Source organism: Sphingomonas sp. (genome assembly GCF_041661825.1).
Taxonomy (GTDB): domain Bacteria; phylum Pseudomonadota; class Alphaproteobacteria; order Sphingomonadales; family Sphingomonadaceae; genus Sphingomonas.
In genome coordinates this window covers 359,635-377,200 of record NZ_JBAZTU010000001.1, presented here as the reverse complement: position 1 = coordinate 377,200, position 17,566 = coordinate 359,635, and the positions used below count along the sequence as shown (strand labels likewise).

Genomic DNA, 17,566 nt, shown 5'->3' with positions numbered 1-17,566 from the left:
GCGTCACCCGATCCGCCAATAGGTGGCATATCGCTCATGCGCGATCCGGTAATAGGGAACGAGCCGGATCGGCCGCTGCTCGCTGTCCGCGATGGTGAAGGACAGGGGTTTGTCCGTCGGCCGCACCTGCCGCGCGATGGTTTCCGGGTCCCCGGCGAGCCGCGGCGGCACGAAGGCCGTGTCGTTGTACGCCCCGTATTTGCGTTCGTTGACTATTATATCGGCGCCCGGCGCGAGGCCCTCCTTGCCCAGTGCGCCCGCGAGCACGACCGGGCCGTAGGTGAAGGCGACGATATCCGGGGCTGACGGCAGCGGTACGGCGGCAACCGCCATGGTCAGCGCCATATCGACCACATCGCCGTCCTGCCATGTCCGGTCCACCTCGATATAGGAACCCGGGCGATCGGATTGGGCGACAATGGTGCCGTTGACGCGAACGCTCGCCGTGCGGCTCCACTTCGGGTGGCGCAGCTTCAGCGCGAGCGCCAGGGGGCGGGCGAGCTTCCACCGCAGCCGGGTCGTCGGTTCCTCGGGGAAGGCGGTCGTCTGCGTCACGGTCGCGTCCTTGTCTTTCCACGAGAGCACAGATGGAATGAACAGGTTCACGAACAGCGAGCGATCGTCCCTGAAGTAGATCGAATCGCCATATTTCGCATGATTCTCCATGCCCGTGCCGGTGCAGCACCAGAAGGAGTCGATGGGTGTGGAGTAGAGCTTCATGTAGCCCGGTCGGGCGCCCTGGAAATAGGTCACCATCCCGCTGTCGGGATCCTGCGAGGCGAGGATCCCGTTATACAGCGTCCGCTCGTAGAAATCGGCATAGTCCGCCTGCGGATCCTGCAGGAACAGCATGCGGGTGAGCTTGAGCATGTTGTACTGGCCGCATGTCTCGGAGCCTTTGGCCGAGAAGACATGCTTGTCGAAATCGGCGACCGGAAAGAAATGCTCCAGGTCGCCATGGCCGCCGCTCGCAAAGGACCGGCTATGCGCGACCGTGCGCCAGAAAAAGGCGGCCGCATCCCGATAGGTGGCGTCGCCCGTCGCCTCATGGACGCGCTGGAAGCCGATGATCTTGGGGATCTGCGTGTTGGCGTGCAGTCCGTCGAGATGATCGCGCGACCTGGCGAGCGGGGCCAGGATCGCCTTGTGCGAGAACCGCCGGGCCAGAGCGGCATAGTCCGCATTCCCGGTCGTCAGATAGAGATCGGCCATGACCTCGTTCATCCCGCCATGCTCCACATCGAGCATGGTTTCGAACTGGGTGTCGCTGAGCGGTCGGGTTGCCACCACGGCCCAGTCGGCGAAGCGTATCAGGACCCCGCGCGCCGTGGCGCTGCCGGTCAGGTCGTTCGCATCGCGCAGGCCTGCGAAAAGCTTGTGCAGCGTATACCACGGCACCCCCGATACTTTCTCGCCGGCGATGAACGCGGCGACGATCTTGGGTCCCTCCGGAAAGGCGCAGAGCAGGCCGGTCCCGCTCTTTTTCTGGCACGTCGCGAGCTGCTCGACGATATAGTCTGCCCGTTGCCTGAAGCGGCGGTCGCCGGTCGAACGATACATCAGCGCGCAGCCCGACAGCAGATGGCCGAGCGTATGGCCCTGGCAATGGATATCGGCCCAGATCGCCTCCGATTCCCAGCCGCCATAGACGGGTGCCTTTGGCTGGAGCCCGGCATTGACCAGATAGCCATGGAGCAGCCGGTCGGGATCGAGCGAGAGAAGATAGGCGCCGGTCCGCTGCTGCGCCACGAGGAAAGGGCTGTCCAGCAGCGTCACATCGGCAAGGTCGAAGGGCGCGAGGCTCGGCGGCCTGGCAGCGGGTGCCACCGCGTCCTCGACACCGGCCGCGAACAGCGGGACCGGCGTCAGGGCCATCCAGGCGGACATCAGGCCCGCTCCGCCGATCGGGGCCATGAATGCGCGCCGCGACGGGCGGCCAAGCGCATGGCGCGCGCAGCACGGCGCGCGATTGTCTTCCATATTCACCTCTCCACCCGGTCGGACGCGCCGGCTCGATCCCCGGCGTAGCGGCACTGGACCGTCGCCATCGGTTATTAACTCAGACATTATGAGGGCTCGCCGCGCGAAAGTCACGGCGCCTCGCCAGGAAAAATTACCGGAGCTGCGCGGTTCCGCCCCCCGCAGGGCTTCGCAAGGAGCCGGCCGTCGGCAGGCTCGGCCAGGCGGCTGCCAAGGCCGCCTGCGGACTGGGTTATGCGGAATTACGGAATTACGGTGACAGTGCATTTAATCCAGCAAGGCAGGAGAATCGACTGCGCTCAGCTGAGCAATTAAATGCACTGTCACCGTAATCTTGTCACCGTAATCTCAAGGATTATTGACCGTTTTTCGTGACGGTCCTCAGTGTCTTAATGAATGCGTCGATATAGACATGTTCTGGAAAATCGCTGCCCAACCGTTGCCCCAGTAAACGGCGCACGCCTTCCATCGAGTGCTGTTCTATGGTCCGGCGGGACGCCATATGCCAAATCGCGGCGAGGCCGCCGCGCGGCGTCGCCTCGGCTGGAAGATAATCGAATATGGCGCCAGCATCCGAATAGCCCAGGAAGCGCGGCGGCACATGCGGCACCGGGTCGAGTGGACGCAGATAGACATAGCGTGGCAGTCTGCTCGCCCCGGCGCGGGTGGCAAAACGGGGAGAGGAAAAGAGGTAGGGTATCCGTACGCGGTGCCGCTCAGGCCAGGTTTGCGCAAGGATGCTCGCTACCGCGCCGCCGAGCGAATGCCCGGTGAAATAAAGCGATCCCGTACTGCCGAGCTTGTTCTTGAGCAGCTCCATCGCCCTCTTCGCCTCGTCATCGAAGCCGCGATGATAGAAGCCGTGGCGGGCATGGTTCTTGAACGCATCGAGATTGATTCCCCAGTCCCTTACCGCGGCGGTGCCACGGACGGCCACCACGGTGAAGGAGGGGAAGCGCAGCACGACGTACACATAAAGCTCCGTAGTGACTACCTCGGTGGGGATGTCGAATGAGCCGAGGAGCTCCCTCAGGTCCGGCGTGATGGAAAGGTGCCGCAGAAACATCTGGGCGATGCTTGGCTCGAAAATGCTGTAGCGGTCACAGGATTCCAGTTCGCCACTGTCGAGGTGCAGATAGGTCAACTCTGACAAGCAACTCATAATATAGGCTTTGCGATCGTCCTTGGCGTCATCGTCCCACGAAAGCCCTGGCGTGTTGATCAACGAGAACAATTCGGAGAGAGGAGACGAGGCCCGTAGAATCGAGCGTAATTCGGCTGTATCGATCGGTGCGCTCTTCGGCAGGTGTTGCTTGAACGGATGGGGGGGAAGGTTCTGCTCGGGAAAGCGCTTTCGCGACATGGCCCATCGCAACAATGACCAATATGCGGCTAGCTTCGCCTCTCTGTCAGCGAGGTCATTTTCCTTCTGCCGAAATTCATCCAAGAGAGCTTCTTTGTCGCTGTCCTTGGCGTCCCTCAGTTCTCTCCTCCACTGGGCCGCCTGAAAAATCGACGCGTGGATGGCCCGATTGACGGTCCTGGGAATATCTTCGCGCGCATTCGCGGCTGTCAGCATCTTGTCGAGAATGAAGCGCAGCTCAGATAATGACAGGAGGTCGGAGGATGCCCCTGTGGTTTTGAGAAACTCATCTTCGATCACGCGAAGTGCAGTGATCGCGGTCATTATTTCCGATGCTGAGATCATGATCGGTCCATCTCAGGAAGATGTTTGATGCCTTGGATCGTGCGCAACCGATGCAGCAAAGTCTAGCAAATTGCCTTTACACGACCATTCATCGGTTCGGCTCATGATAGAGCAAAAATCATAAATACATAAAGCAACGGTGATACGCGCGCCGCGCTTCGGCCTCATTGCGAATTGATATTTTGCGAAATTTTTCGCCTCGAAGCGCGATGGCCAGCCTTTCAGCTACTATATATCCAGGCCGCCTTTCGATGGGGCACTCTCAGCGGCACGCCAAGCTCAGTGCAAAGAAAGCGGCTGATTCTTCGCCCGCCCTCGCCGACCCTCAATACCCCGCGTCGAGATCCACCACGTTCCGCATCTCCCGCCCCGCGAGAAACGCCTCCAGATTCTCCAGGAACAGCGCCGCCGCCCGCTGGAACATCTTGGTCTGGCTCCGCCCCGACAAATGCATCGTGTGGATCGTGTTCGGCGCATCCCATAACGGATGCTCCGGCGGCAGTGGTTCCGGGCTTACCGTGTCGAGGAACGCGCCCGCGATCCGGCGTTTGGTCAGCGCCTCGATCAGCGCATCCTGATCGACCATGTCGCCGCGCGCGATGTTGATCAGCCAGGCGCTCGGCTTCATCGCAGCCAGCTCGCCCGCGCCGATCAGCGCTTGCGTCTCTCCGGTCGAGGGCGCCGCCAGGATCACCCAGTCGTAATCGCCGATCCTGGCGACCCACGCGTCGGGCGTCAGCGTGCCGTCGCGCCCCGATCGCGTCACGCCGGTCACCTCGACGCCGAACGCCCTCAGCCGTTCGCCGATCAGCGCGCCGATCGTGCCGTACCCGACGATCAGTGCCCTGGTCTCGAACAGCTCGATCTGCCCCGGCGGAGTCAGCGTCCATTCGTGCCGGTCGGCAATGCGCACCACTTCGTCGAAGCGTTTCGCCGCGGCGAGAATCCCCATCACCGCATATTCGGCGACCGCCAGCGCGTTGATGCCGGTGCCATTGGTGACGATCGTGCCCTGCCGGCGCAGCGCGGGCAGGTCGAGGAAATCGATCCCGGCCAGGATCGTGAACAGCCATTTGAGATGCTTCGCGCGCAGCACCGCCTCGCCGATCGTGCCGGTGCGCTGCATGTCGACCCAGGCGATGTCGGCATCGACGATCATCTCCATCGCGTCCTCGCGGCTGGCGAACCACTCGACATCGAGTCCCGCGGGCAGCTTCGGTTCGAGCAGCGGACGGGCAAGGGCAGGGAGGACGGCTTTCATCGGGGCACCTCTCATGGCCCCGGATGAGCTTCCGGGATCGCAGCCGGTTCATGCCGCGCGGGTCCCGCCGCGACAAGCCCGGCAGCCACGCCGGCGGATCGATTCAATGCTCCGCCGGGAGCGCGCAGGGGACGGCCGGGCAAAGGCCTCCATCGCCGGCGCCCCCGCTCTTTGATATCGTCGATGATTGTTGGACTTTTTTCGCGGTATTTTGTCGCGGAACAGGGGAAAGTTTCGGCTGTTCCGTCGCGATTTTACCGCTGTTATGCGATAACAGGGAAAACGTCTGTAAGACGTTGCAAAGCGGCCGGAAATTGGCACCGAAAATCCAACATAACAGCGGAAAGAAAAAATACGCTGCATTGCGCGAGTCGTGTTGGAGGTTTTGGGGCCTAGAGCGTCGGCTTCCAGTCCCAGCCCAGCGGGTCGCCGTCCATCACCTCGACGCCCGCCGCCGCCAATTCGTCCCGAATCGCGTCGGACTGCGCAAAGTCCTTCGCCGCCCGCGCTTCCTTGCGCTCGGCCAGCCGCGCCTCGATCGCCTCGGGCGAAATCGCCGCACTCGCGGGCTTCACTCGCAACGCTTCCCGCGTCAGCGTGGCGAGCTTCAGCCCGAGCACGTCGTCGAACACCGCCAGCGTCTTGAGCCGCGTCGCCGGCGACAGCTTCTTGTCGCCGAGCATCTCGTCCAGGACTGGCAAGGCGCGGGGCGTGTTGAGATCGTCGGACACGGCCGCATCCAGCGCGTCGAGATAGCGCGCCGCATCGCCCGTCTCGGTCCCGTCGCTCCGGTCGCGAAGCGCCTGCGCCGTCATCACCAGCCGCTTCAGTCGGGTGGAGGAGGCAGCCAGATTCTCGCCGCTGAACTCCAGCTCGCTCCGGTAATGCGCGCTCAGGCACATCAGGCGATAGGCGAGGGGGTGGATGCCCGCATCGATCAAGGTCTGCAGCCGGGTGAAGTCGCCCGACGACTTGCTCATCTTGCCCTTCTCGCGCTCGACCAGGAAGTTGTTGTGCATCCAGATCGTCGCGCCGGTGTCGGCGCAGTCGCAATGCGCCTGGTTCTGCGCGATCTCGTTGGGGTGGTGGATCTCGCGGTGGTCGATGCCGCCGGTATGAATGTCGAAGCTCGCGCCGAGGAAATGCTGGCTCATCACCGAGCATTCGAGATGCCAGCCCGGCGCGCCGCGGCCCCAGGGCGATTCCCACTCCATCTGGCGGTTCTCGCCCGGCGGGGATTTGCGCCAGATCGCAAAGTCCTGCGGATGGCGCTTGCCGGCGACCGGATCGATCCGCCCCTCGCGCTCGTCATCCGCGACGCGCGCGAGCCGGCCGTAATCGGGCACGGTCGAGACGTCGAAATACAGGCCGCTCTCCAGCTCGTAGCAATGCTGGGGCGCGATCTTCTCGGCAAAGGCGATCATGCCCTGGATATGGTCGGTCGCGAGCGGGAAGTGAGTCGGCGTGCGGATGTTGAGGTCCGCGATATTCTCCTTGAACGCGGCGGTATAATGCGCGGCGATATCCCAGATGCTCTGCGCACTGGCCTTGGCTGCCGCCTCCATCTTGTCGTCGCCGGCATCCGCGTCGGAGGTCAGGTGGCCGACATCGGTGATGTTGATGACATGGGTGAGCGGATAACCCTTCCAGGTCAGCACCCGGCTCAGCGTGTCAGTGAAGACATAGGCGCGCAGGTTGCCGACATGGACGTAATTATAGACCGTCGGCCCGCACGAATAGACGCGGACATTGGCAGGGTCGATCGGGCTGAACGGCTCGAGTGAGCGAGTCAGGCTGTTATACAGAGTGAGGGGCGTGCCGGTCATGCGCGCCGCAATAGCGGGCTGCGGCCATCGTGCAAACGCCTCGCGGCGACAGCCCGCCTCCGGACCCTCGGACCGGAGTCCTTGAGCGGAAGGGGCCCCGGCCAGCGAGGGATGGGCCGGCCGGGGCGGTGCGGCGACAGGCGCGCGCCGCACCATCTCGTGGCGCTAGCGCGCGATGCCGATGGTCGCCGTGCCGGTATAGCCTGTGCTCGTGCTGCCGGTCAGGGTCGGGGTCATCGCGGCGATCTGCGCGCTGCTGTTGTCGCCGAATACATTGTCGCTCGCGATCGAGATCGCCGCGAAGTTCGTCCGGCTCGACGGATAGGTCGTCGTATCGGCATAGACCGTGGTGCACGCGGCCGAAGGCAAGGCGAGCTGCGATGTCAGCACCGCATAACGGCCGCTGGTCGCTGCCGACAGGCTCGAGAAGACCTCGAAATGGATATGCGGCCAGCGCCCCGAATAGCAGCCGGGGAAGATCGTCGTGAAGGTGACCTGGCCGTTGCTGTCAGTCACCTGCACGCCGCGCAGATAGCTCTCGGTCGGGGCGGTATAGAGCGAATAATTGCCGCTCCGGTCGCAGTGCCAGAGATAGACGGCATAACCGGCCAGGGGTGCGCAGGCGCTGTTCACGTTCACGACGGTCAAGGTGATATCGACCCGGACACCGCCCGCCACCGTCGTGGTACTGATGAAGCTCGACCTGATGTCGCTGCGCACGATCCCGCTGACGGTCAGCGCATTGGAGGTCGAGCCGCTGGACGTGTTGGTGCCGTCGGCGGGGTAGGGGCCGTTGGTCTCGGTCGGGTCGGCGATGCAGGTCCCGCTCGATGTCGGCGTCGGTGTCGGCGTGGGCGTCGGGGTTGGGGTTGGGGTCGGAGTCGGCGTGCTGCTCACCACGGTGAGGCTGTCGCCGGTCGAGCCGGAGCTGCCGCAGCCGGCGACCAACGCGGCGGTGCCGGCCCCGGCGAACCATTTGAGCGCGCGGCGGCGCTCGACCATCGCCGCCATGACCCGCAGATCATGTGCGAAGCCCCGGTCATGATCGTCGTCCTGATGATGGTCCATGATTGTCTCCCTCGATGTGTCGGGAGGCATTTGGAGGCCGAAGCGCACCGCGATATTTCGGCGGTTCGCGCGTTTGTTGCAGGATGTTTCAGCGCGCCAGCGGCAGTCGCACCAGCACCCGCCCGCCGCCTTCATGGCTGCCCAGCGAGACGGTGCCGCCATGCGCCTCGGCGATCGACCGGACGATGGCGAGGCCGAGCCCGGTGCCGCCCGTCTCGCGGTTGCGTGAGGGGTCGCCGCGCATGAAGGGCTCGAACAGCCTGTCGGGCGGGGAGCCGAAGCCGGGGCCGGCATCGTCGATCCGGATCTCGGCAACCGCGCCGTCGATCCGCCAGGACAGCGCCGCACTGTCGCCATAGCGAACCGCGTTCTCGACGAGATTGCCGAACAGTCGCCGGAGCGCCCCCGGATCGCCCCGCACGATGGCGCGCTCGCCATGCTCCAGCGTGGCCCGCGCTCCGGCCATGCTCATGTCCTCGACCAGACTGTCGAGCAGGCTGCCTAAATCGATCCGCTGGTCCGCGCGCTCCCCGACCTCGTTCCGTGTCAACCGCAGCGTATCGCCGAGCATCGCGCGCATTTCGTCGATATCGGCGGCGGCGCGCACCCGTGCTGCCTCGGGCAGCTGCTCGATCCAGAAGGCGATACGCGACAATGGCGTGCCCAGGTCATGGGCGATCGCCGCAAGCATCACGGTGCGGCCCTCGGCGTCGCGCGTCAGCCGCGCGTGCATCGCCGAGACGGCGCTGGCCAGGTCGCGCACCTCGGTCGCGCCGCCCTCCGGGATCGGCCCGAGCGGCGCACCGACGCGGGCGGCGGCGGCGGTCCGGCCCAATTGGCGCAGCGGCCGGGAGATCGCCCGGGACAGCAGCCAGGCCGGCCCGGCGAGCAACAGGATCGCGCCCAGCACCGCCAGGAACATGGTGAGCTGCCAGTGGGAGACGAGGGGCCGTGCCTCGGTCCGCACCACGCGCCAGCGCGCCTTGTCGACCGCGCCGATGGTGAAGCCGCCGACCACCGCGCCCGGCGCGAACACCATCCGTTCGTCGCGATAGGCGACGACCCGGCTTGACGGCAGGCCGATCGCGGCGGCGACCTGCTCCGCCAGCTCCCGATCCGGCTGCTCGCCCCGGCGCGGTGTCGGGGCGGTCGTCGCCATGCCGAACGTCAGTCCGTGCGGCGGGCTCAAGCTCATGCGCGGGGCGCCCGGGCGGGGAGGGGGCATCGGCCCCGGCGCCGGGATCATTACGGTGCGGGCAAGCGGTTTCCCGGTCCTCAGCATATGGGCGATATCGTCCATCATCTGCGGCGCCGGGCGCGGCGGCGGGCCGACGAAGGTGATCGCGACGAAGGCGGTCGCCATCACCGCCACCGCGCCGATCACCAGCGCGAAGATCGAGACGGCGATCGAGCGCGGGCGGTTAGCGGCGGGCGACATCGGCGACGAACATATAGCCTTCGTTGCGCACCGTGCGGATCAGGTCGTCCGCGCCGCTTCGTTCGAGCTTCCGCCGCAGCCGGCTGATCTGCACGTCGATCGCCCGGTCGAAATGCTCCGTGTTCACGCCCCGCGAGAGATCGAGCAATTGGTCGCGGTTGAGCACGCGCCGCGGGTTCTCGACCAGCGCGAGCAGCAGGCGGAACTCGCCGTCGGACAGGTTGATGACCACGTCGTCGGGGTCGATCAGCTCGCGCCCGACCGGATCGAGCCGCCAGCCGGCAAAGCGCCACCAGGCGCGGGCCGGGGCGGGGGCGCGGCGCTCCCCGAGCTGGTTGCGGCGGAGCACCGACCGGATCCGGGCGAGCAGCTCGCGCGGATTGGCTGGCTTCGCGAGGTAATCGTCCGCGCCCATCTCGAGCCCGACGATCTTGTCGACCTCCTCGCCGATCACCGACAGGATGATGACCGGCGGGCTGGTGTCGCGATCCAGGCTGCGCAAAATGGACAGGCCGTCCTCGCCCGGCATCATCACGTCGAGCACGATCAGGGCATAGTCGCGAATTGCCATGGCCTCGCGCATCGCCGCGCCGTCCGCCGCGACATCGACCAGATAGCCATGACTCGTCAGGAACTCGGCCGTCAGCTCGCGGATACCGGGGTCGTCGTCGACGACGAGGAGGCGGGTGGCGAGGTCCACGATATCGGCTGTCTCTTGCATCCGCTGGCAGTTGATATCCACGCGTATCGCCTGCATTGCAGCGCTGCAATGAATCGAGGATTGCGCGGCCCTGTTGCGCGCCGGCAACACCTCGTGCCCCCGTCGCCGGGGGCATTTCGGCTTGAAAACACCCGTCTCGCCTGATAGGGGCCCTCCCACACGGCGCAAACCCATGTTTGCGACGACCTATTTCTATTGACCGGAGACCTGCGGGTTTATGCAAATCATCGTTCGCGACAACAATGTCGACCAGGCGCTGCGCGCCCTCAAGAAGAAGCTGCAGCGCGAGGGCGTCTATCGCGAGATGAAGCTGCGCCGTCACTATGAGAAGCCCAGCGAGAAGCGCGCCCGTGAGCGTGCCGCTGCTGTCCGCCGCGCCCGCAAGCTGGAGCGCAAGCGGCTGGAGCGTGACGGGGCGCGGTAAAACCGCCGGCGCGGAGGGCTGACCTCCGCGCTTCCTGTCTTCTCAATCCCGGCCGCCCTTTCCGGCGCCGGTTAAAGGTGCCCGACGATGTCCACGATCACCGCAGTGCCGCTTCAGCCAACGAAGCGTAGCGTTCTGGTGTATCTGTGGATCGGCATCCTCGTTGCGGTGCTGGGCGCCGGCTGGCTGGCGATGCGCGGCACCGAGCAGGTCGTCGCGCTCAAGGGCTCCAACGCCCAGTTCCTTTCCTGGAACAAGACCCGCTCCGGCGTGGTCGAGACCGCGTCGGGCCTGCAATATCAGGTGCTGAAGCCCGGCGAGGGCCCCCGGCCGACGGCGACCGACCTCGCCGGCGTGATGTATATCGGCAAGCTGCGCGACGGCACCGTGTTCGACGCCTCGCAGCAGCCTGTGCCGTTCCCGCTCTCCGGCGGCGCGGTCCCGGGCTTTCTCGAGGCGCTGAAGCTGATGCCCAAGGACGCGAAGTACCGCTTCTGGCTGAAGCCGGAGCTGGCGTACGGCAGCCAGTCGCCCGATCCGACCAAGATCCCGAACGACTCGATCCTCATCTTCGATGTCGACATGCTCGGCTTCATGCCCGAGGCGGTCTATCGCCAGCGCATGATGCAACAGCAGCAGATGCAGCAAATGCCCCAGGGCGGCCCGCCCGCGGCGCCCTGATCCGCTGATCCCTTTCCAGCTGCCGCGCGGGTCCCCGCGTCGCGGCACTCAGGAGCCTCCCGATGGCCACCATTCCCCCGACTACCAAGAAGCCGTTCGACGCGAAGCCGATCCTCTATGTCGCGCTCGGCATCGCCCTCGGCGTGCTGGCCACGCTCGGAACGATCCAGGGCATGGCCTGGTGGAAAGTGCAGAACGAGCCGTCGGTGGTCTTCCTCAAGAAGAACCGCAGCGACAAGACTGTGGTCGAACTGCCCTCGGGCCTGCAGTACAAGATCATTACCCCGGGCAAGGGTGGCCCGAAGCCGACTGACACCGACGTCGCGCTGGTCAATTACGAAGGCAAGCTGATTGACGGCACCACCTTCGACAAGTCGCAGCAGCCGACCCCGATGAAGGTCAATGAGGTCGTGCCCGGCTTCTCCGAAGCGCTGAAGCAGATGCCCAAGGGCTCGAAGTACCGCTTCTGGATCAAGCCGAGCCTCGGGTACGGCGACAAGGTGACGGGCCCGATCCCGGCCAATTCGGTGCTGGTGTTTGACGTCGAGCTGCTCGATTTCCTGCCCGAGGCAGTGATCCGCCAGATGCAGATGCAGCAGCAGATGCAGGGCGCGATGCCCCCGGGCGCTGGCGTGCCGCCACCGCCGGGAGCGCCCGCACCGAAGAAGTAAGCCCAGCATAAGCCGTCCGGCTTCACCGGACGGCTGTGCTTCGGGATAGATCGACCTGGGCATTCGGTCCACTTGCCCCAGGGTCGGATCGGGCGCAGACCTGAGCGAACCAGGGGGAAGCGCCCATGTTCGATGCTATCGATCCGATCGTGCTGGCCCGCGCTCAGTTCGCCTTCACCGTCAGCTTCCATTTCATCTTCCCGTCCTTCTCGATCGGGCTGGCGAGCTATCTCGCGGTGCTCGAGGCGCTGTGGCTGCGGACGGGCAAGCAGCTCTATCTCGACATCTTCCGCTTTTGGCTGAAGATCTTCGCCGTCACCTTCGCCATGGGCGTCGTGTCCGGCATCGTCATGTCTTATCAGTTCGGCACCAACTGGGCGGTCTTCTCCGACAAGGCCGGGCCGGTGATCGGCCCGCTGATGGCCTATGAGGTGCTGACCGCCTTCTTCCTCGAGGCGGGCTTTCTCGGCGTGATGCTGTTCGGGATGGAGAAGGTCGGGCGCAAGCTGCACTTCGCCGCCACCTGCCTGGTCGCGGTGGGCACCGCCATCTCCGCCTTCTGGATCCTCTCCGCCAACAGCTGGATGCAGACCCCGGTCGGCTATGCGATCAACGCGCAGGGGCAGTTCGTGGTCGCGGGATCCTGGGCGACGGTGATCTTCAACCCGAGCTTCCCCTATCGTCTCGTCCACACCGTGATCGCCGCGTACCTCACCACCTCGCTGGTCGTCGGCGCAACGGGCGCGTGGCACCTGCTCAGGGACAGCAGCGATCCGCATGCGCGGAAGATCTTCTCGATGGCGATGTGGATGGCGGCGCTCGTGGCGCCGATTCAAATCCTCGCCGGAGACCAGCATGGATTGAACACGCTCGAACACCAGCCGGCGAAGGTCATGGCAATGGAAGGTCATTATGACAGCCACCCGGACGGCGCCCCCCTGATCCTGTTCGGCATCCCGAATGCGAAGGAGAGAAGGATCGACTATGCGATCGAGATCCCCAAGGCCGGGTCGCTGATCCTGAAGCATGATCCGAACGCGCCGCTCGCCGGGCTCGATACCGTCCCGCAGGATCGCCAGCCGCCGGTCGGGATCATCTTCTGGTCGTTCCGCATCATGGTCGGCCTCGGCCTGGCGATCTTCGGTCTGGGCCTGTGGAGCCTCGTCGCGCGCTGGCGGCGCAAGCTCTACGACTGGAAATGGCTGCACCGGGCAGGCGTGCTGATGGGCCCGGCGGGCTTCATCGCCGTCATCGCGGGCTGGGTCACTACCGAGGTCGGGCGTCAGCCCTGGACGGTCTATGGCCTGCTGCGCACGGCGCACAGCGCCTCGCCGCTCGCTGCGCCGGCCGTGGGTGCCTCGCTGATCGCCTTCGTGCTGATCTATTTCGCGGTGTTCGGGGCCGGCGTTTGGTACATCCTCCGGCTGATCGACAAGGGGGTCGAGCGTGGTGAATCCGAGCTTGGCGATGCACCGATCCGGACGGCGGGCATCGTCCCCGGCCCTGCTCAGCGTGGCGGAGAAGCGTCATGAGCTACAATTATGACCTCGCCATGATCTGGGCTTTCCTGATCGCCTTCGCCGTCTTCGCTTATGTCGTGCTCGACGGGTTCGATCTCGGCATCGGCATCATCTTCCCGGCCTTTGGCGTCGGGGAGGAGCGCGATGTGGCGATGAACGCGATCGCGCCGGTGTGGGACGGCAACGAGACCTGGCTGGTGCTTGGCGGGGGCGGGCTGATGGCAGCCTTCCCGCTTGCCTTCGCGGTGCTGATGCCGGCCTTCTATCCGCCGATCATCGCCATGCTGCTCGGGCTGGTGTTCCGCGGCGTCGCCTTCGAGTTCCGCTGGCGCGATCCGCGCCATCGCGCCTTTTGGGATGTCGGCTTCACCGCCGGGTCGATCGTCGCCGCACTGGCGCAGGGCATCATCCTCGGCGCGCTGCTCCAGGGCGTGAAGGTCAGCGGGCGAGGCTATGGCGGCGCCTGGCTCGACTGGCTGACGCCGTTCAGCCTGCTGACCGGCGCCAGCGTCCTCGCTGCCTATGCCCTGCTCGGCAGTTGCTGGCTGATCGCCAAGACCGAGGGGCAGGCACAGCAACAGGCCTATCGGCTAGCCCGGCGCTACGGCGTGATCACCTTGATTGCCATCGCCGCAGTCAGCGCCGCGACGCCGTTCCTGGCCCATGACTATCACACCCGCTGGCTGACCATGCCCGGCATCCTGCTGACGGCGCCCGTGCCGGTGTTGGTCGCGGTCCTCGGCTGGATGTTCTGGCGTGCGCTGGGGCAGGGCGCGCAGTCAGCACCCTTCCTCATCGTGCTTGCCCTGTTCGCCCTGTGCTTCGTCGGGCTGGGCATCAGCATGTATCCGTACATCGTGCCCGATAGGCTGACGATCTGGGACGCCGCCGCGCCGGAGAACGCGCAGGTCTTCATGCTGATCGGTGCTGGCGTGATGCTGCCGCTGATCCTCGGCTATACCGGCTGGGCCTATTGGGTGTTCCGCGGCAAGGTCGGCACGCACGGCTATCATTGATGCAGGCTGACACGGCGCCTTTATGGAAACGGCTCGCCTGGATGGCCGGGATCTGGGCCGCCAGCGTCGCTGCATTGGGTGTCGCGGCGAGCCTGCTCAGATGGTGGCTCAAGGGCTGAGACCGCCTTTCTCCGCCACTGACGCCGTGCTACCGCACCATGCATGGGGGAACGACAGATCGACGGCAAGGGCGATGGGCATCTCGTAAGGCTCGAGGTCCTGCGCTTTCCGCTCATCGTGCTGATCGTCTATCTCCACGCCTGCGGCGTCACCGCCAATTTCGCCGATGGCGCGCGCGGGCTGGCCGATGCGAGGGTCGTCGAAGACGTTCAGGTCTTCACCGGATCGATCTCGCGCATCGCGGTCCCGCTGTTCTTCCTGATGTCGGGCTTCCTGTTCTTCCGCGGCGTGCACTTCTCCCTGGCGACCTATCGCGCCAAGCTGCAGGCGCGGGCGCGCAGTCTGCTGCTTCCCTTCCTGTTCTGGAACCTCGCCCTGCTCGCGCTGGTCGCGGTTGCGCAGTCGGTTCCCGCGCTTGCGCCGCTTTTCAACGGCCAGAACCTCGCGGTGCGGAGCATGTCGCCCTTCCAGATGGTCGATGCCGTCTTCGGCTTCACCCGCTACCCGATCGCCTATCAATTCTGGTTCATCCGCGACCTGATGATCCTCGTCATCGCGTCGCCGCTGATCTGGGCGGCGGCCCGCTATCTTGCCAAGCCGACGCTGATCGTCCTGCTCTGGGCATGGGTGTTCGGTCGCTGGCCGTTGCTGCTGCCGGAGGGCGAGCCGGTGCTGTTCTTCTTCGTCGGCGCGATGGTCGCGATCCGGGGCGGCTCGCTGTTCGCGGTCGATCGGATCAGCTGGTGGATCGCGCCGCTGTTTGTGCTGGGGCTTTGGGGCTTCTATGCGAGCCATCAGACCGGCTGGATGAACTTCCTGCTCCGGCCCGCCATCGCGATCGGTGTCGTGATGGCGCTGAAGGCAAGCCGCTGGCTGGCGGAGTCCGACCGCTGGCGCGATCGCCTGGTCCGGCTCGGCGCAACCTCCTTCTTCGTGTTCGCGGTGCATGAGCCGCTGGTCACGATCGGCAAGAAGGTCGCGTACCGCACCTTTCCGATGACCGCGGAGAACCTGTTGGTCGTCTATGCCGTGCTGCCGGCGCTGATCGTCGCCTTTGCGCTTCTGGCCTATTGGGTGCTGCTGAAGACGATGCCGGGCCTGCTGCGCTTCGTCACCGGCGGCAGGTGAGTTCGACGCATCGGCACTTCCCTTTGCCACGGCGCCCGACTAGGGGCGGACGCGTAGAGTCCGTCGATACGACACCGTCATTTCCAGCTTCAGAAGAGAGACAGGATGCCGATCAAGCCGCTGCGTAAGGCCGTGTTCCCCGTGGGTGGTCTCGGCACGCGTTTCCTGCCGGCGACCAAGGCGCTGCCGAAGGAAATGCTGCCGGTCGTCGATCGTCCGCTGATCCAGTACGCAGTCGACGAGGCGCTCGAGGCAGGGATCGAGCAGATGATCTTCGTCACCGGTCGCGGCAAGTCGGCGATCGAGGACCATTTCGACATTGCCTATGAGCTCGAGACGACCATGACGCATCGCGGCAAGTCGCTCGATCTGCTGCACCAGACGCGCCTGAAGCCCGGCGCCGTCGCCTATGTCCGCCAGCAGGAGCCGATGGGCCTTGGCCATGCCGTGTGGTGCGCGCGCGACATCGTCGGCGACGAGCCGTTCGCCGTGCTGCTCGCGGACGACTTCATGGTCGGCAAGCCCGGTTGCCTCAAGCAGATGGTCGATGCCTATATGGAGGTCGGCGGCAACATGATCTGTGCCCAGGAAGTGCCGGAGGACCAGACCCATATGTACGGCGTGATCACGCCCGGCGCCCGCGACGGCGCGCTCACCCAGGTCAAGGGCCTGGTCGAGAAGCCCAAGCCGGGTACCGCCCCCTCGAACCTGTCGGTGATCGGCCGCTACATCCTCCAGCCCGAGGTGATGCGCGTGCTCGAAACCCAGGAAAAGGGTGCGGGCGGGGAGATCCAGCTGACCGACGCCATGGCGCGCATGATCGGCGATCAACCGTTCCACGGCCTGACCTTCGACGGCCGTCGCTATGATTGCGGCGACAAGGCGGGGTATGTGCAGGCCAATCTGGCCATCGCGCTGAGCCGCGAGGATATCGGCCCCTCGGTGCGTGCCTTCGCGGTCGATCTGCTGCGCTGAAGCTCGCCCTCAGAGGCCGTGGTAATCCCGGTACCAGTCTACGAATAAGGGCACGCCGGTATCGAGCGTGGTCGACGGCTCGAAGCCGACGTCGCGCTGGATCGCGCTGATGTCGGCATAGGTGGCGTAGACGTCACCGGGCTGCATCGGCTCCATGATCTTGATCGCCTCGCGGCCGCACGCCGCTTCGATCAGCGTGATCAGCCGGCCGAGCCCTTCGGCGCGGTGGTTGCCGATATTGTAGATCGCGTGCGGCGCCACACTGCCGCCCGCCTTGAGCGCGCCGTCATCAAGCGGCGGCTTGCGGACACACGCGACCACGCCAGAGACGACATCGTCGATGAAGGTGAAGTCGCGGCGCATGTCACCGCCGTTGAACACGCGGATCGGTTCGCCGGCGAGGATCGCCTTGGTGAACAGCCACATCGCCATGTCGGGCCTGCCCCAGGGACCATAGACCGTGAAGAAGCGCAGGCCGGTCTGCGGCACGCGATAGAGATGCGCATAGGTCTCGCTCATCAGTTCGTCCGCCTTCTTGGTGGCGGCGTAGAGCGAGAGCGGATGATCGACCCGGTCCTCGACCCTGAAGGGGAGCTCGGTGTTGCCGCCATAGACCGACGACGAGGACGCGTAGACGAGATGGTCGGTCTTGCGGCTGCGGGCGAGCTCCAGGATGTTGAGGTGGCCGGCGATGTTCGACGCGGCATAAGCGCGGGGGTTCTCGATCGAATAGCGCACGCCGGCCTGCGCACCAAGATGGACGATCCGGTCGAACGTCACATCGGACAGGGCCTCGTCCAGGCTGCCCTGGTCGGAGAAGTCGACGCGGATGAACTGGAACCGGTCCCCGCCATGTTCGGCGAGCTGCGCGAGCCGCGCCTCCTTCAGTGCGACGCTGTAATAGTCGTTGAGATTGTCGATTCCGATGACGGAGTCGCCGCCCGCGATCAGGCGCCGGGCCACGTGAAAGCCGATGAAGCCGGCCGCGCCGGTCACGAGAATACGCATCAGGTCGTTTGCTCCCCGCGT

16 protein-coding genes are annotated in these 17,566 nt (G+C 65.3%); 8 read left to right on the top strand and 8 right to left on the bottom strand.

Annotated features, from left to right (window positions below; genetic code table 11):
• Positions 1-3 precede the first annotated feature (3 nt).
• From WC729_RS01575 to WC729_RS01545, 7 genes are all read right to left on the bottom strand, one after another.
• Entirely contained in the window at positions 4-1,980 is a 1,977-nt protein-coding gene (locus tag WC729_RS01575; RefSeq protein WP_372848845.1) for a beta-L-arabinofuranosidase domain-containing protein, read from the bottom strand.
• A gap of 355 nt (positions 1,981-2,335) precedes the next feature.
• Positions 2,336-3,667 carry a hypothetical protein gene (locus tag WC729_RS01570; protein WP_372848843.1) on the bottom strand — a complete coding sequence of 444 codons (1,332 nt, stop codon included), beginning with the start codon at positions 3,665-3,667 and terminating at the stop codon, positions 2,336-2,338.
• Between the two features lie 346 nt (positions 3,668-4,013).
• Entirely contained in the window at positions 4,014-4,949 is a 936-nt protein-coding gene (locus tag WC729_RS01565) for a D-2-hydroxyacid dehydrogenase (RefSeq protein ID WP_372848841.1), read from the bottom strand.
• A 392-nt stretch (positions 4,950-5,341) separates the two neighbouring features.
• Positions 5,342-6,775 carry a cysteine--tRNA ligase gene (cysS, locus tag WC729_RS01560; protein ID WP_372848839.1) on the bottom strand — a complete coding sequence of 478 codons (1,434 nt, stop codon included), beginning with the start codon at positions 6,773-6,775 and terminating at the stop codon, positions 5,342-5,344.
• 165 nt (positions 6,776-6,940) lie between these two features.
• Positions 6,941-7,843, bottom strand: a complete 903-nt coding sequence (locus tag WC729_RS01555) for an intradiol ring-cleavage dioxygenase (RefSeq protein ID WP_372848837.1) — start codon at positions 7,841-7,843, stop codon at positions 6,941-6,943.
• A gap of 88 nt (positions 7,844-7,931) precedes the next feature.
• The gene (locus WC729_RS01550; RefSeq protein ID WP_372848835.1) at positions 7,932-9,281 is read right to left on the bottom strand and encodes a sensor histidine kinase; all 1,350 of its coding nucleotides are present in this window, start codon (positions 9,279-9,281) and stop codon (positions 7,932-7,934) included.
• Complete coding sequence (locus WC729_RS01545; protein ID WP_372848833.1) at positions 9,265-10,002, bottom strand: response regulator; 738 nt, start codon at positions 10,000-10,002, stop codon at positions 9,265-9,267. Before WC729_RS01545 ends, WC729_RS01550 begins: the two co-directional genes overlap by 17 nt.
• Before the next feature lie 217 nt (positions 10,003-10,219).
• Here WC729_RS01545 and rpsU point away from each other — a divergent pair, with 217 nt between their 5' ends.
• From rpsU to galU, 8 genes are all read left to right on the top strand, one after another.
• The gene (gene rpsU / locus WC729_RS01540) at positions 10,220-10,426 is read left to right on the top strand and encodes a 30S ribosomal protein S21 (RefSeq protein ID WP_034160206.1); all 207 of its coding nucleotides are present in this window, start codon (positions 10,220-10,222) and stop codon (positions 10,424-10,426) included.
• Between the two features lie 87 nt (positions 10,427-10,513).
• Positions 10,514-11,107 (top strand): FKBP-type peptidyl-prolyl cis-trans isomerase, encoded by a 594-nt coding sequence (locus WC729_RS01535; RefSeq protein ID WP_372848830.1) that lies wholly within the window; start codon positions 10,514-10,516, stop codon positions 11,105-11,107.
• 62 nt (positions 11,108-11,169) lie between these two features.
• Positions 11,170-11,778 carry an FKBP-type peptidyl-prolyl cis-trans isomerase gene (locus WC729_RS01530; RefSeq protein WP_372848828.1) on the top strand — a complete coding sequence of 203 codons (609 nt, stop codon included), beginning with the start codon at positions 11,170-11,172 and terminating at the stop codon, positions 11,776-11,778.
• A gap of 125 nt (positions 11,779-11,903) precedes the next feature.
• Positions 11,904-13,310 carry a cytochrome ubiquinol oxidase subunit I gene (locus WC729_RS01525; RefSeq protein WP_372848826.1) on the top strand — a complete coding sequence of 469 codons (1,407 nt, stop codon included), beginning with the start codon at positions 11,904-11,906 and terminating at the stop codon, positions 13,308-13,310.
• The gene (cydB, locus tag WC729_RS01520) at positions 13,307-14,314 is read left to right on the top strand and encodes a cytochrome d ubiquinol oxidase subunit II (protein ID WP_372848824.1); all 1,008 of its coding nucleotides are present in this window, start codon (positions 13,307-13,309) and stop codon (positions 14,312-14,314) included. Before WC729_RS01525 ends, cydB begins: the two co-directional genes overlap by 4 nt.
• Positions 14,314-14,433, top strand: a complete 120-nt coding sequence (locus WC729_RS01515) for a DUF2474 domain-containing protein (protein ID WP_372848822.1) — start codon at positions 14,314-14,316, stop codon at positions 14,431-14,433. Before cydB ends, WC729_RS01515 begins: the two co-directional genes overlap by 1 nt.
• Positions 14,434-14,476: 43 nt before the next feature.
• Positions 14,477-15,562 carry an acyltransferase family protein gene (locus tag WC729_RS01510; protein ID WP_372848820.1) on the top strand — a complete coding sequence of 362 codons (1,086 nt, stop codon included), beginning with the start codon at positions 14,477-14,479 and terminating at the stop codon, positions 15,560-15,562.
• A 105-nt stretch (positions 15,563-15,667) separates the two neighbouring features.
• Positions 15,668-16,537, top strand: a complete 870-nt coding sequence (galU, locus tag WC729_RS01505) for a UTP--glucose-1-phosphate uridylyltransferase GalU (RefSeq protein ID WP_372848818.1) — start codon at positions 15,668-15,670, stop codon at positions 16,535-16,537.
• 9 nt (positions 16,538-16,546) lie between these two features.
• On the opposite strand, the gene WC729_RS01500 is transcribed toward galU, so the two are convergent.
• Complete coding sequence (locus WC729_RS01500; RefSeq protein ID WP_372848816.1) at positions 16,547-17,545, bottom strand: SDR family NAD(P)-dependent oxidoreductase; 999 nt, start codon at positions 17,543-17,545, stop codon at positions 16,547-16,549.
• Between the last annotated feature and the right edge of the window lie 21 nt (positions 17,546-17,566).